This window comes from Longimicrobiales bacterium, assembly GCA_035764935.1.
Taxonomy (GTDB): Bacteria; Gemmatimonadota; Gemmatimonadetes; order Longimicrobiales; family RSA9; genus DASTYK01.
In genome coordinates this window covers 1-13,376 of the sequence record DASTYK010000149.1, presented here as the reverse complement: position 1 = coordinate 13,376, position 13,376 = coordinate 1, and the positions used below count along the sequence as shown (strand labels likewise).

13 protein-coding genes are annotated in these 13,376 nt (G+C 67.6%); 5 read left to right on the top strand and 8 right to left on the bottom strand.

From position 1 onward, the window contains the following. Positions 1-2: 2 nt before the first annotated feature. Complete coding sequence (gene tadA / locus VFU06_12310) at positions 3-512, top strand: tRNA adenosine(34) deaminase TadA (protein ID HEU5210168.1); 510 nt, start codon at positions 3-5, stop codon at positions 510-512. A 93-nt stretch (positions 513-605) separates the two neighbouring features. Here tadA and VFU06_12305 read toward each other — a convergent pair whose 3' ends face one another. Beyond that, positions 606-2,273, bottom strand: a complete 1,668-nt coding sequence (locus tag VFU06_12305) for a Na+/H+ antiporter NhaC family protein (protein ID HEU5210167.1) — start codon at positions 2,271-2,273, stop codon at positions 606-608. A 198-nt stretch (positions 2,274-2,471) separates the two neighbouring features. On the opposite strand from VFU06_12305, the gene pyrR reads away from it, so the two are divergent. Genes pyrR through VFU06_12285 form a run of 4 tightly spaced genes read left to right on the top strand, consistent with a single transcriptional unit; the run spans position 2,472 to position 6,649 of the window. Beyond that, a complete protein-coding gene (gene pyrR / locus VFU06_12300; GenBank protein ID HEU5210166.1) occupies positions 2,472-3,032 on the top strand; it encodes a bifunctional pyr operon transcriptional regulator/uracil phosphoribosyltransferase PyrR in 561 nt (186 codons plus the stop codon). Beyond that, on the top strand, positions 3,029-3,994 hold the full coding sequence (locus VFU06_12295; GenBank protein ID HEU5210165.1) for an aspartate carbamoyltransferase catalytic subunit: 966 nt from the start codon (positions 3,029-3,031) through the stop codon (positions 3,992-3,994). Before pyrR ends, VFU06_12295 begins: the two co-directional genes overlap by 4 nt. 10 nt (positions 3,995-4,004) lie before the next feature. Beyond that, the gene (locus tag VFU06_12290) at positions 4,005-5,306 is read left to right on the top strand and encodes a dihydroorotase (protein HEU5210164.1); all 1,302 of its coding nucleotides are present in this window, start codon (positions 4,005-4,007) and stop codon (positions 5,304-5,306) included. Continuing rightward, on the top strand, positions 5,303-6,649 hold the full coding sequence (locus VFU06_12285; GenBank protein ID HEU5210163.1) for an HD domain-containing protein: 1,347 nt from the start codon (positions 5,303-5,305) through the stop codon (positions 6,647-6,649). Before VFU06_12290 ends, VFU06_12285 begins: the two co-directional genes overlap by 4 nt. Before the next feature lie 45 nt (positions 6,650-6,694). On the opposite strand, the gene VFU06_12280 is transcribed toward VFU06_12285, so the two are convergent. The 7 genes from VFU06_12280 to VFU06_12250 are packed head-to-tail and all read right to left on the bottom strand — an operon-like array spanning position 6,695 to position 13,224. Then, complete coding sequence (locus VFU06_12280; GenBank protein ID HEU5210162.1) at positions 6,695-7,480, bottom strand: ABC transporter permease subunit; 786 nt, start codon at positions 7,478-7,480, stop codon at positions 6,695-6,697. A 37-nt stretch (positions 7,481-7,517) separates the two neighbouring features. After that, a complete protein-coding gene (locus VFU06_12275) occupies positions 7,518-8,243 on the bottom strand; it encodes an ABC transporter ATP-binding protein (protein ID HEU5210161.1) in 726 nt (241 codons plus the stop codon). Beyond that, positions 8,240-9,460: a nitrous oxide reductase family maturation protein NosD gene (locus VFU06_12270; GenBank protein HEU5210160.1), complete on the bottom strand. Its 1,221-nt coding sequence runs from the start codon at positions 9,458-9,460 to the stop codon at positions 8,240-8,242. The genes VFU06_12275 and VFU06_12270 overlap by 4 nt, the downstream gene beginning before the upstream one ends. Beyond that, entirely contained in the window at positions 9,457-10,026 is a 570-nt protein-coding gene (locus VFU06_12265; protein HEU5210159.1) for a nitrous oxide reductase accessory protein NosL, read from the bottom strand. Before VFU06_12265 ends, VFU06_12270 begins: the two co-directional genes overlap by 4 nt. Further along, positions 10,013-10,666, bottom strand: coding sequence for a hypothetical protein (locus VFU06_12260; GenBank protein ID HEU5210158.1), 654 nt, complete (start codon positions 10,664-10,666; stop codon positions 10,013-10,015). The genes VFU06_12265 and VFU06_12260 overlap by 14 nt, the downstream gene beginning before the upstream one ends. Before the next feature lie 39 nt (positions 10,667-10,705). Further along, the gene (nosZ, locus tag VFU06_12255) at positions 10,706-12,694 is read right to left on the bottom strand and encodes a Sec-dependent nitrous-oxide reductase (protein HEU5210157.1); all 1,989 of its coding nucleotides are present in this window, start codon (positions 12,692-12,694) and stop codon (positions 10,706-10,708) included. Between the two features lie 26 nt (positions 12,695-12,720). Next, entirely contained in the window at positions 12,721-13,224 is a 504-nt protein-coding gene (locus VFU06_12250; GenBank protein ID HEU5210156.1) for a cytochrome c, read from the bottom strand. Positions 13,225-13,376 lie beyond the last annotated feature (152 nt).

The window sequence follows — 13,376 nt, the reverse complement described above, 5'->3', positions numbered from 1 at the left end:
CGATGCGACCGGCGCCCCGGGCAGGCGACGTCGTGCTCACACCCCCCGGTTCGCGGGACGCTGCGTGGATGCAGCGTGCCCTCGAGCTCGCGCATGCCGCCCGCGCAGTCGAGGAAGTGCCCGTTGGCGCCGTGATCGTGCAGGACGATCGCATCCTCGCCGAAGCCTGGAACCTGACACGCACCCACAATGATCCGACCGCGCACGCAGAGCTGGTCGCGCTTCGGCGCGCAGCTGCAAAGGTCGGCAGTGCACGGCTGCTCGACGCGGAGATGTACGTGACGCTCGAGCCCTGCGCGATGTGCGCGGGTGCGCTGGTGCTGGCGAAGATCCGGCGGCTGATCTATGCGGCGGCGGACCCGAAGAGCGGGATGTGCGGCTCGCTCGGCTGCATCGTGCAGGATCCGCGGCTGAATCACCGGATGCAGCTGACGGCCGGCGTGCTGGCGGAGCCGGCCGGTGAGCTCCTGCGGGCGTTCTTCCGCGCACGCCGCGAAACAGCGCGCGGCTGATCCTCAGAATCGGAATCAGCCGCGCATCTGCCGAGCGGAGCGAGGGGGGCCGCCACTCCTCGCCTGCTCGCACTCAGGCCCATTCCACGCCGTTCAGATGCCTGCGGCCGCAGGCTGCTGTTCCTCCGCGACGGAAACCGTCCCGCCCTCGTCCACCGGCTTGCCGACGAAGCGAAGAATCAGGTAGAGCAGCATGATTCCCACCGCGAGGGAAACCCAGGGGGGAACACCATACGCAGTGGGGATGTCGCCGATCAGCATGCCGACCAGACCCACCACGACCGCGTAGGGCATCTGCGTGCGCACGTGGTCGATGTGATCACATGCACTTGCCATGGAGCTCATCACGGTGGTGTCGGAGATCGGCGAGCAGTGATCGCCGAATATCGAGCCCGCCATGATCGAGCTGATCACGCCGAGCAGGATGCTGTAATGGGAGCCGCCGTCGAAATCGACGCCGGCACCCATGGCGACGGCGAGCGGGATGGCCACGGGGAACAGGATCGCCATGGTCCCCCAGGACGTGCCCGTGGCGAAGGAGATCGCCGCGGCCGTGAGGAAAACGATCACGGGCAGCATGCCGATGGGCAGCGTGTTCTGCAGCAGCCCGGACAGGTACGGGCCGGTGCCCAGCGCCTCGGTCACGCCGCCCAGCGCCCAGGCGAGCACCAGGATGATGATCGCCAGCAGCATCGCACGCATTCCGTTGACCCAGGCCTCGAGGGCTTCGCCCAGGGGGAGCACGCGCTGTGCGACCGCCATCGTGATCGCGACCACATTGCCCGCGAAGGATGCCCAGATGAGCGTCTTGAACGGATCCGCGCCGCCAACGATAACCCAGAGCGTTGCACCCGCCGGCGCTTCCTGCGCCCCCGTGTAGAAGATGCCGATCAGTGCGACGAAGATGACGGTCAGGACGGGGACGGCGGCGTTGTACCAGCGATGTGGGATGCCTTCGGGCGGAGACATATAGCCGCTGGTGACATCGACTGCGGGTCGCGCTCCGGGCGCGCTCACGCCGCGACCGCTCCGCGCGCGACGCTCCGCCTTCAGCATCGGTCCGAAGTCGCGGCCGGTGAGGGCGACGAGCAGCACGAAAATCAGTGCGAAGATGGGGTAGAACAGGTACGGAATCGAGTGCAGGAACACGTTGAAGGGATTCTGCGCGCCCTGCATCAGCTGTGCGGCGCCCGCGGGGTCGGTCGTCTGCGCGGCCGCAGTCGAGAGCGCGTCGCCGATGAGCGAGATCTCGAAGCCGACCCAGGTCGAGATCACTGCGATCGCCGCCATGGGGGCGGCCGTCGAGTCGACGATGTAGGCGAGCTTCTCGCGGGAGACCTTCAGCCGGTCGGTGACGGGCCGCATCGTGTTGCCGACGATCAGCGTGTTGGCGTAGTCGTCGAAGAAGATGATGATGCCGGCGAGCCAGCCCATGATCTGGCCGCGCCGGGCCGACGTGGCGAGGCCACGCATCGATTCGACGAGTCCGAGAGTGCCGCCGCTCCTGCCGATGACGCCGACCATCCCGCCGAGCATCAGGGAAAAGACGACGATCGAGATCTTGTCGCTGTCGGCGAGGCCTTCGACGACGAACCGGTCGACGCTGATCATGGACGCGACGACCGGGTTCCAGTTCGCGACCAGGAGTGCACCGAACCAGACGCCGGCGAACAGGGACAGCACGACCTCGCGGAAGGCGAGGGCGAGTACGATCGCGACGAGCGGCGGCAGCAGGCTGAGCCAGCCGGGTTCGACGGGCATCTTCGGATCAGCTCCGGGATTCGATGGGACCAGTCGCGCGGCGGGCTCGGGCGCGCCATCGCGCAGTGGGCTGGCCGCCGAAAGTAGGGGCCGGGGACGATCGTGTAAAGCGTGGCCGCTGCGTGGCGTTGACGCTGTCAGACCCCCCGCCTAGCTTCCGTCGCGAAGAAGAATCCTGTCACGCACCGGCACATCCTGATGAGCGCGGAACCGCAGCGACAGCAGTTGATGGACGAGCGCGCTGTGACGCGCACGCTCGCGCGCATGGCGCGCGAGATCGTTGAGCTGAACGCAGGCGTCGAAGGGCTCTCGCTGCTCGGCATCCAGCGGCGCGGCGTGCAGCTCGCCGAACGCATCGCCGGCGAGATCGAGGGCGCCGAGGCCACGCGCCCGCCGGTCGGCACCCTCGACATCACCCTGTACCGCGACGACCTGACGGCGATCGGCCCGCGTCCGGTGCTCGGCGAGACGCGTCTGCCCGAGGGCGGCATCGACGACCGCCGACTGGTGATCATCGACGACGTCCTCTACACCGGCCGCACCGTGAGAGCCGCACTGGACGAACTGGCCGACTTCGGACGGCCCGCTCGCATCTTCCTGTGCGTGCTGGTCGACCGGGGCGGGCGCGAGCTGCCGATCCAGCCGGACGTGGTGGGTCGCGTGGTGCAGGTGAGGCCGGGCGGTCGCGTGGAAGTCCTGGTGCCGGAGCTGGACGATCGCCTCGCGGTCGAGCTGCGCGGCGGGGAGGCCAGCCCATGAATCCTGCGGCAACCCCGCTCGGCAAGGACCTGATCGGTCTCGAGCGGCTCACGGCCGAACAGATCCGCGGCATCCTGGATACGGCTGATCCTTTCAAGGAGATCAGCGAACGGGCGATCAAGAAGGTGCCCGTGCTGCGCGGCAAGACGATCGTCAACCTCTTCTTCGAAGCGTCCACCCGCACCCGCATTTCCTTCGAGTTCGCCGAGAAGCGCCTTTCCGCCGACACCGTCAACATCGCGAGCACCGGCTCGAGCGTGCAGAAGGGCGAGACGCTGGTCGACACGGCGCGCAACCTCGAGGCGATGCGCATCGACATGGTCGTCATCCGGCACGGCTCGTCCGGTGCGGCACAGTTCCTCGCGGAACGCATCCCATCCAATGTCGTCAACGCCGGCGACGGCCGGCACGAGCATCCGACGCAGGCGCTGCTGGACATGCTGACGCTGCGCGACCACCTCGGCCGCATCGAGGGATTGCGGGTCTGCATCGTGGGCGACGTGCTGCACTCGCGGGTCGCGCGCTCGAACATCTGGGGGCTGACCAAGCTGGGCGCGGAAGTGGCCGTCTGCGCACCGCGCACGCTGCTGCCGATCGGTGTCGAGGAACTCGGCGTGCAGGTGTTCGACCGCATTGAGGAGGCGATCGAGTGGGCGGATGCGCTGAACGTGCTGCGCCTGCAGCTGGAGCGGATGCAGGCGGGCTTCATCCCCAGCCTGCGCGAGTACAACCGCGTGTTCGGTGTGACGCGCGAGCGGATCGAGCGAGCGCCTCGTGATCTGCTGATCCTGCACCCCGGCCCGATGAACCGGGGTGTCGAGATCGACAGCGACGTCGCGGACGGTCCGCAGTCGGTAATTCTGAACCAGGTCACGAACGGCGTCGCCGTGCGCATGGCCGTGCTCTACCTCCTCGCCGGTGGCGCGCCCGACCGCGCGGAGGCTGCAAAGGCGGAAGGGTGAGTCGCTGAGGATGGCAACCAACGGGACACGGCCGCTGCTGCTGCGCGGCGGACACGTCATCGATCCATCGACAGGACAGGACGGCACGGCGGACGTGCTGCTGGTCGGGGGCCAGGTGGAAGCTGTCGGCACCGGCTTCGGCACGCCCGACGACGCCGAGGTCCTCGACGTCAGCGGCCTCGTCGTCGCACCCGGCCTGATCGACGTGCACGTGCACCTGCGCGAGCCGGGCGGGGAGCACAAGGAAACGATCGCGACGGGAGCACGTGCGGCCCTGGCCGGCGGCTTCACGGCCGTCTGCGCGATGCCGAACACGGATCCGCCGATCGACGATCCGGCGGCGGTGGGGTTCGTGCGTGCGGAAGGACGCCGCGCAGGCTTCGCCCGTGTGTACCCGACCGGAACGGTGTCGCTCGGAATGAAAGGGGAGCGACTCACGCTGATCGGCGAGATGGCGGAAGCGGGCGCCGTCGCCATTACCGATGATGGCAGGCCGGTCGCCGATGCAGGCCTGATGCGCCTGGCCCTGGAGTACGCACGCACGTTCGGCATCCCGGTCGCGCAGCACTGCGAGGACCATTCGCTGTCGGCGGGCGGCTCGATGAATGAAGGCATCGTTTCGACGCGGCTGGGCATCCGCGGCATTCCCAACGCGTCCGAGGACGTCGTCATCGCGCGCGACCTGCTGCTGGCGGAGCTGACCGGCGGACGGCTGCACATCCAGCACGTCTCGACACGGGCCGGCGTCGCGATGATCCGTGATGCCAAGGCACGGGGCGTGTCCGTCACGGCCGAGGGCACGCCGCACCACTTCACGCTGACCGATGAGGCCTGTGAGCAGTACCGCACGGAGGCCAAGGTCAACCCGCCATTGCGGCGCCCCGAAGATCGTGCAGCTGTGATCGAAGGCGTCGGTGACGGCACGCTGGACGTCATCGCGACGGATCACGCGCCGCACCACTACGACGAGAAGGAGCAGGCGTTCGAGGATGCGCCGTTCGGCCTCGTCGGGCTGGAAACGGCACTCGGGGTCGCCGTGACCCAGCTCGTGGAGAAGAAGGTGCTCACTCTTGCGCAGCTGATCGAGCGAATGAGCTGTGCGCCGGCGCGTGCGTTTTCGCTGCCGGGTGGTACGCTGCGCCGCGGCAGCATCGCCGACGTGACGGTGTTCGATCCCGCGCGGGAGTGGACCGTGGATCGCACCAGGTTCCTCTCCAAGAGCCGGAACACACCGTTCGAGGGGATGACACTGCGCGGAGCACCCGAGATGACCATCGTCGACGGATCCGTACGCTGGCGCCGGAACGCGTGAACGAGCGTCCGCTGCCCGGCCCGCGCGACTGGATCGCGGGCGGCCCTTTTCCGTGGCCGCCCGCTGCCTCGGTGCGTCCAGGCGACATCTATCACGCCTGCTACTTCCTCGTGAGCGTGCAGACGCTCCGCACCAAGACCGACAAGCCCTACCTCCGCCTGCAGCTCCAGGACGTGCACGGTGCGCTCGAGGGGCGTGTCTGGGAGATGGCCGAGCAGATCGCGGATTCCCTGCGCGACGGGATGTACGTCGGCGTGCGCGGCCGCGTGGAGGTGTTCAACGGCGAGCGGCAGCTCAAGGTCGAGGAGATCGCGCAGATTCACGTCGGTCTCGACGACCTCGAGCACTTCATGCCGCGCTCGCCCCGCGACCCGGAGGAGATGGATCGGGAGCTGGCCGTGCTGATCGCGTCCGTGCAGGACGACGCGCTGCGGGCGCTGCTCGAGACCATGCTGGGTGCGGGGACCAACCTGGGCGCGGGGTTCCGGCTCGCGCCTGCCGCCAAGTACAACCACCATGCGTACCTCGGCGGGCTGATCGAGCACACGCTCTCGATTGCTCACGTCTGCGACATGCTCGCCGCGCACTACGAGCCGCACATCGATCGTGACCTGCTGATCACCGGCGCACTGCTGCACGACGTCGGCAAGGTGCGCGAGATCGGGGCACGGGCAGGATTCCCGTATACGGACGAGGGCAAGCTGCTCGGGCATATCGTGCTCGGCATGCAGATGGTGGTGGAGGCTGCGGAGTCGGTGCGACAGCTCACGCCGCAGCGGCTGACGCTGCTGCAGCACCTGGTTGCGAGCCACCAGGGGCGCTACGAGTGGCAGTCGCCACGCGAGCCGCGCACGCTCGAGGCGTACATCCTCCACTATGCGGACGACCTCGACGCCAAGATGCAGCACGCCATCAGCATGCTGGCGACCGTGGCGGGGCCGGCGGGCTGGACGGGCTACGACCGGTCGCTCGGCCGCGAGCTGTACCGGCATCGGCCGGGCGCCGATGATGCTTCGGAGACCGCGTACGCGCGGGAGCCCGCCCGCGCACACGGCCGCGGCCGGGTCGCCGAGGAGCGCCAGGAGCAGGCGCCGCACACAGGCGACGTCGCGCAGCCGGGTGTGGGCAAGCTGGACCAGCGACAGGTGTCTCTGCAGGACGCGGAGGCGGCGTCACTGGACGAGGGGGTGGAACAGACCGCCGCGGCCGAGGCGCCCGCGGAAGGGCGACCGGTTACCTCACCGACCGCGCCGGACGCCCCGGAACCGGACGAGCCGCCGCAGCCGGAGGAGTCCGCGGACCGGCGGAACGCGCCCCCCGACACACTCGATCTGTTCGATTGAGACGGGAGCCGCGGAAGCCGTCCGCCGCGCGCACCGCGAGGACCCTCAGAAGTCCTTCCGCCCGAAGAGTCGCAGCGCACCTGCGAGCGGCACGATGATCCAGATCATGAGCGCTGCGGAGGCGACCGCCAGCCCTGCCGGACTTCCGAAGAAGCGCTGGAAGACGGCGCCCGTGTACCCCATGAGCGCCGCGGCATCGAACGACATCAGCAGGATCACACGCGCCAGGTCCAGCGGGTTCAGCACCATCAGCGCGAGCAGCGGCTTCTCCAGCGGATAGTCGATGAAGATGGCCGCCCCGAGCATGACGAGCCCGTCGTAGACCACTGCGACCAGCAGCCAGAGCAGCACCGCGGCGCCGAGACCCTGCGCGCGATCGTCGAGCCGCACGGCGATCAGGAACGCGATCGCCGTGAACACCAGGGTCAGCACGAACCCGATCGCCAGCAGCACCATCAGGGCGGCCATGCCACCCGTCGCACCGAGCCTTGCGGCAAAGGGGATCCCGACGCCGAGTGCGAATGCCAGGGCGAGGGGCAGCGACAATCCCAGATAGAGCCCGCCGAACAGCTGGCGCCGACTGACCGGCTGAGAGAGCAGCAGCTCATTGAACTCGCGGGCGCCGTACAGGTAGACACTGCCGAAGATGAGGCTCATCAGCGGTGACACGAACAGGACCACGTTCATCAGCGACAGCAGTGCCTGCTCGCCTGTTCCACCGAAGCGCAGCAGCGCCTCGGTGGCGAGCAGGAAGAAGGCGGCGTATGCAGGCAACCAGCGGCCCCGCACGACGTCCGCGAGCTCGTACTTCAGGATCTTGAGCGTCGTCATTGCTGTCCCTGCTGGTAAAGGCCGTTGGCGTGCAGCGTCATGCCGCCTCCTTCACGCCGCGACGCATCAGCAGGGAAGCGACGGCGCGCTCCAGCGACTTCTCCTGCGTCATGGCACGCAGCTCCGCAAGCGCGCCGCAGTAGAGCACGCCGCCGTCGAGCAGCAGCACGATGTCGTCGGCGAGCTGCTCGACCTCACTGAGAACGTGGCTGGTGATCAGGATCGTGCGGCCGCTCTCCCGTTCGTGGTGAATGCGGTCCTTGAGCACGCCACTCGCGATCGGATCGAGCCCCGCCGTCGGCTCGTCCAGGATCACCAGCTCCGGGTGGAACAGGAACGCCGTCACGGCACTGACCTTCTGCCGGTTGCCGCCGCTCAGTGTGCGGACCGGCTTGTCCAGCTCCGGTTCGAGCGCGAACTCATCGATGAGCGTGCGGTCCACAGCGGTGCCCGGCCCGCGGAGGTCCTCCAGCATCGCGAGGATCTCGCGGCCGCTCAGGTTCTCCGGAAAGCGTGCGGCCTGCGGCATGTAGCCGATGCGCTGGCGGTAGGCACAGTCCCCGTTGATGCGCTCGCCGCCGATCTCGATCGTGCCGCCGTCCGGACGGACCAGCCCGAGCAGCATCTTGATCAGCGTCGTCTTGCCGCTGCCGTTCGGCCCGAGGATCGCGCTCACGCGCCCGGGCCGGATGTCCAGGTCGACCCCGTCCAACACGGTGCGGCCGCGGAACGCCTTGCGCACGCCCGACAGCTTTACGGTCATGACGCCCTCCGCATCAGCGGTCGCTCATCGATCAGGGTCGCAGGTGTCAGCACGGGCGCGACCAGCTCCGCCAGGTCGAGCAGTGTGACGAAGATCGAGCGCAGCAGCACGAGCGACGGCGCGTTCCGCTCCACGACCAGTGAAAACAGCCGTACGGGGCGGAACGGGACGTCGCCATAACCGTCTCGGTCCAGGTCATAACCGCGGTAGCGGTCCCACCAGTTCGCCTCGAACGTGCTGAAGTTCTGGCGGCTGTTGGTCGCGACATCGAAGGTGTTGCCGTCGAACCGGTTGCCCGTGAACACGTTGTCCTCGCTGTTCGCCATCAGCTTGACCGCCCAGCCGTTGCGCACGAAGGCGTTGTCCGCCACGCGCGTGCGGTTCAGGCCTTCCGCCATGATGCCGACGCTGTTCTCGATGAACCGGTTGCCCGTCAGCTCACTGTCGGTGATGTCCTTGAGCAGCAGCCCGAAGGCGGCCCCGCCACGGTTTCGCTCGAACAGGTTGTCCGTCATGGTGACGTGCTTCGTGTACATCACGGCGATGCCTGCGCCGTTCGCACGGAACACGTTGTTGTCGTACGAGCAGCGGTCGCTGAACATGAAGTGCAGCCCGTAGCGCAGGTTGCCCTCGGCACGGTTGTCCGACACCCGGCTGTCCTCCACGAACTCGAAGTAGATGCCGTCACGGTGCCCGCGCACGATGTTGTCCCGGACATCGATCTCCTTGGAGTACCAGAGGTGGATGCCGTTGCCGGACGCGGTCTCGCGCGGCTCGCGCGCGATGAGCACGTTCCGTTGGATCACGCACCAGCCGGCGTTGGCCAGGTAGATGCCGAAATACGCGTCTTCGATGTGGTTATCCGAAACCTCGCACCACGACGCATCCTCGATCGTGATTGCGGCACGGTCGTCGATGTAGCTGCGGCCCACGTTGCGAAGCGTGAGGCCACGGATCACCACGCTGTCCGCGCTCACGTGCAGGATCTGCCGTTCGCCCTCGCCGTCCAGCACAGCTCCGGGCTCACCCTGCAGAGTCAGCCGGCGCCCGATCCGGATCGTCGGCTCCCGGTAGACACCTGCCCGGACGAGTACCGTGGCACCGGCTGGCGCGGCGGCCACCGCATCGCCGACCGTGCGGTAGGAACCCGTTAGCGAGACGACCAGGGTGTCACCGACGGGCAGTGCGAGAGCAAGCAGGAGCAGTGCGGCATTCATGGAGCGATGCCGGCGCCGGCTGCGTGCGCGCCGGTCGCTGCATGCCCGACGTGATCGGCCGAGCCGCCAGTCGCTTGCGGTCCGGCAGAAGGGGCACGACCCGAATGCGCGTGGCCGTTGTGGCGCACGTGCTCCAGGACCTCGTCCCAGCTCATGATCACGCCGCCGAAGGAATTGACGAGAGCCGTCGGTGTGATCGCGTCCTTGCGGAACGCCGTCAGGTTCGCGCCCATGGGACTGCGCAGCATTTCGCTGTGCAGGAAGTGGGCGTCCTCGACAGCAACGAGCTCACCGGGATGCTGGAAGGACGTGACCCAGAGTGAGTGCACTGATTCCGGCTCGTCGATCTCGAGCACGTAGTCGGCCAGGCACTCGATCGAATCGAAGGTGTGCGTCCGGCCCGTGCGCGTGACCAGCTCGCTGCCGTACCGATCGTCCACGATGCTCATGCGGCAGTGTGTGCAGACGTCGTCGCCGTACACGATGGGTGTCGGCTCGGGTGTGCAGCCGGCGGTCACAACGAGGGTGACCACCAGCAGCACCCACCGGGTGTCAGGCCCGCGCATGCCCCAGCTCTCCCACGCTCACGCGTCCCGTTGCAGCCTTCTCCTCGGGGGCGCGGGGGCTCCGGCGCCCGTCCAGCCACAGCATGACGATGCCGATGAGCAGCGACGCGATCATCAGCATCCCGCCGATGCCCGGCCATGAATAGGCGGTGAAGTTGAGCAGCTGCTTGCTCCCGATCAGCGGTGGCTGGTACGCCATGCCGGGCACCTTGATCGCCGCGTCGGGGTTGAGGTTGTGCCCGTAGTCGTAGCCCCAGATGTAGAAGTCGACGAGGCCCGCGAGCGCGAGCAGCACGAAGGCTATGACCCAGCCCTGCAGCAGCCGGCGCCGGCCGGCTGCCGCCACGACGAGACCGAAGGCAGCCAGCCCGCCGAGCAGCCACGGCATGACCTGGAGCTCCCGGATCGACTCCGGATGGATCTCCTTCATGCCGATGTAGTGGTTCAGCCCGTTGATGTTCTGCAGGTCCCACTCGCCCTGGCCGCGGATCGTGTTGACCATGATGTCCATGCCCAGTCCTTCCGGGTACTGCGGCGCGTCCAGATTGATCGTCCACAGTGGCAGGAAGAACGCTGGCACGAGCAGCAGTGCTGCCATGGCAACGAGGGCGCGTGTCCGGTTCGTCAGTCTGGTCTTCATGTCCTTGTCTCCGTGCAGCTCACGCTCGACAGTCATCGCTTACTGCGCCGCTACGGGCTGCGACCTGAGCGCGCCGCCCGTGCCCCACGCGAGCGGCACGTTGCTGCCGCGCGGGCTGACCCGGACGTAGCCCTGCATCTCCTGGTGCAGCGCCGAGCAGAAGTCCGTGCAGTAGAACGGGTGGATGCCCACGCGTGTCGGTACCCATGTAAGCGTGCGTGTCGCGCCCGGCATGATCAGCAGCTCGGCCGTCTCCATTCCCAGCGCGGCGAAGCCGTGCGGCACGTCCCAGTCCTGCTCCAGGTTCGTGACGTGGAAGTAGACCGTGTCACCGACCTCGATGCCCTCGATGTTGTCGGGCGCAAAGTGGCTGCGGATCGCCGTCATGTAGACGTCGACACGCCGGCCGTTGCGCGTCACGCGCGTGTCCGCCTCGCTCTTCACGGCGTACTGGTTCGTGTTCTCGTCCAGCCGGTACAGCTTGACCTGCTTCTCCATCAGCAGCTCGGCCGGCAGCGCCTGCGCGTAGTGCGGCTCGCCCATCGTCGGGAAGTCGAGCAGGAGTTTCATCTTGTCACCGCTGATGTCGATCAGCTGCGCCGAGTGTGCGAGCTCGGGACCCGTCGGCAGGTAGCGGTCCTTGGTCATCTTGTTCAGCGCGACGAGGTACTTGCCCCACGGCTCGCGGCTGTCGCCACCCGGAATCATCAGGTGGCCCACCGAGTAGTAGACCGGGATGCGATCCACCACCGTGAAGTCCTCCAGGCGCCACTTCACGACCTCGGAGCTGATGAACGCCGTCGTGTATGCGTAGCCGCGGCCGTCGAACTCCGTGTGCAGCGGGCCCAGCCCCGGATCCTGCACCTCACCCGCGATGATCTCGTCGTACTCGAGGACCGGGATGCCATCGATCACGTCCTCGAACTCCTCCTCCTCGATCGCCTGGATCATCTTCTCGAAGGAATGCACCGGGATCACCGTCGCCAGCTTGCCGCCCGCCACGATGAACCGGCCGCTCGGGTCGACGTCCACGCCGTGCGGCGACTTCGGCGTCGGCAGGAAGTACACGAGCCGCTCGCACGAGGCCGGCTCGAGCACCGTCACGCTCTCCTTCAGCTCCGAGCGCGCGACATGGTCATCGCCGACCACGTTGTGTACGTAACGGGCGGGCATGCTGCGCGCATTGCCCTGCGCGACGCACTCCTCTGCCCGCTTCCAGTTCACGGCCGCGATGAAGTCCTTGTCCCGCTTCGAGGCGTTGACCTCGAGCAGCGTGTGGGCCTCTTCCGCGTTGTAGGAGGTGAAGAACATCCAGCCGTCGCTCGGCCCTTTGCCCGCATGCGCCAGGTCGTAGTTGTAGCCCGGCACCAGGATCTGGAACGCGACGTCCATCTCACCCGCCCGGTCCGCACGCACGAACGAGAGCATGCCCTTGAAGTTGCCCGTGTACTCACTGATCGACATGTCGCGGTTCGGCACCGGCACCGAGAAACGGCTGGTCGCGACCAGGTACTCGCTGTTCGGGGTGATGAACGGGGAGCCGTGGTTGCCGGCGCTGTTCGGGATCTCGACGATCTCCTTGGTCTCGAACTCCGCCAGGTCGATGCGCGCCACGCGCGGCGTGTTGTTCGCGTTGATGAAGATCCAGCGGCCGTCCGGCACGCCGTCCGTCATGGAGAGCTCCGGATGGTGCGCGTCGTCCCACGCTGCGAAGCCGTACGACGTCTGCAGCATCGCCTTCGTTTCCTCGCTGTAGCCCCAGCCGTTCTCCGGGAACTGCGAGAAGACCGGCACCGTCTTCAGCAGGCGGCCCGACGGAAGACCCATGACTGTCAGGTTGCCGCTGAAGCCACCCGACATGAACGCGTAGAACTCGTCGTACTCGCCCGGCGCCACGTAGACGGCCGACGCCGCGTCCGCCGCGGACAGCGAGGGGCCACTGCGTCCCGTACTCCCGCATGCCCACAGCCCCGCGGTTACCACGCCGACCGCAGCCGCACCGAGCAGCACTCGATTGCGCATGCTCATCCTGTTCTCTCCAGATCGTTGGGTGTTCATTGTGCGGCCGCCTGCGCGCTCGCCGCGCTGTCAGCCACGGTCCGCAGGTACTCGACGATCGCCCGCGCATCCTGCTCCGTCAGATCCTGGAACGGCATCGGCGCCAGGTACTCCGCCAGCAGTCCCTTCGCGACAGGATGCCGCTGGGTCATCTCCGTCGGGTTCATCATCATGTTCATCGCGTAGGCAGCGGACCGGCGCTCGAGCACGTTGCCCAGTGCGGGGCCGATGTAGCGCTCTTCCACGCGGTGGCACGCCGTGCACTTCATCCGGAAGATCTCCTCGCCCGCGCTCGCCAGGGTCGCGTCCGGCTCACCGAGCTCCACCGGCTGCTTGATCGGCCCGATCCCGTGCTCGCGCTCGAACGCCGTAAGACCGTCTGCCGCTGCGGACGAAGTCACAGCATCCGAATCCGCGTCGTCCACGTCCGCCGCACCGCCGCACGCGCTCAGCAGCGCGCCCGCAGCGAACAGCAACCCGAGCTTCACAAACCGTCTCATCCGACCTTCCTGTCGCGGGGTGATCGGCGGCCGCACGCGCGCGTCCCGCCTTGCCCCGCATGATGCGCCAGCGGCAGCCAGAGGGCTGTCGGAAGAAACCCCAATTGTCAGGAGAACGTCAGAAATCAGCGGTGGGGGTTTTCCCTACGGGA

Excerpts from the sequence above, each read along its gene's own strand:
- tadA (HEU5210168.1), top strand. The coding sequence starts at position 3 with ATGCGACCGGCGCCCCGGGCAGGCGACGTCGTGCTCACACCCCCCGGT.
- VFU06_12305 (HEU5210167.1), bottom strand. The coding sequence starts at position 2,273 with ATGCCCGTCGAACCCGGCTGGCTCAGCCTGCTGCCGCCGCTCGTCGCG.
- pyrR (HEU5210166.1), top strand. The coding sequence starts at position 2,472 with ATGAGCGCGGAACCGCAGCGACAGCAGTTGATGGACGAGCGCGCTGTG.
- VFU06_12295 (HEU5210165.1), top strand. The coding sequence starts at position 3,029 with ATGAATCCTGCGGCAACCCCGCTCGGCAAGGACCTGATCGGTCTCGAG.
- VFU06_12290 (HEU5210164.1), top strand. The coding sequence starts at position 4,005 with ATGGCAACCAACGGGACACGGCCGCTGCTGCTGCGCGGCGGACACGTC.
- VFU06_12280 (HEU5210162.1), bottom strand. The coding sequence starts at position 7,480 with ATGACGACGCTCAAGATCCTGAAGTACGAGCTCGCGGACGTCGTGCGG.
- VFU06_12275 (HEU5210161.1), bottom strand. The coding sequence starts at position 8,243 with ATGACCGTAAAGCTGTCGGGCGTGCGCAAGGCGTTCCGCGGCCGCACC.
- VFU06_12270 (HEU5210160.1), bottom strand. The coding sequence starts at position 9,460 with ATGAATGCCGCACTGCTCCTGCTTGCTCTCGCACTGCCCGTCGGTGAC.
- VFU06_12265 (HEU5210159.1), bottom strand. The coding sequence starts at position 10,026 with ATGCGCGGGCCTGACACCCGGTGGGTGCTGCTGGTGGTCACCCTCGTT.
- VFU06_12260 (HEU5210158.1), bottom strand. The coding sequence starts at position 10,666 with ATGAAGACCAGACTGACGAACCGGACACGCGCCCTCGTTGCCATGGCA.
- nosZ (HEU5210157.1), bottom strand. The coding sequence starts at position 12,694 with ATGAGCATGCGCAATCGAGTGCTGCTCGGTGCGGCTGCGGTCGGCGTG.
- VFU06_12250 (HEU5210156.1), bottom strand. The coding sequence starts at position 13,224 with ATGAGACGGTTTGTGAAGCTCGGGTTGCTGTTCGCTGCGGGCGCGCTG.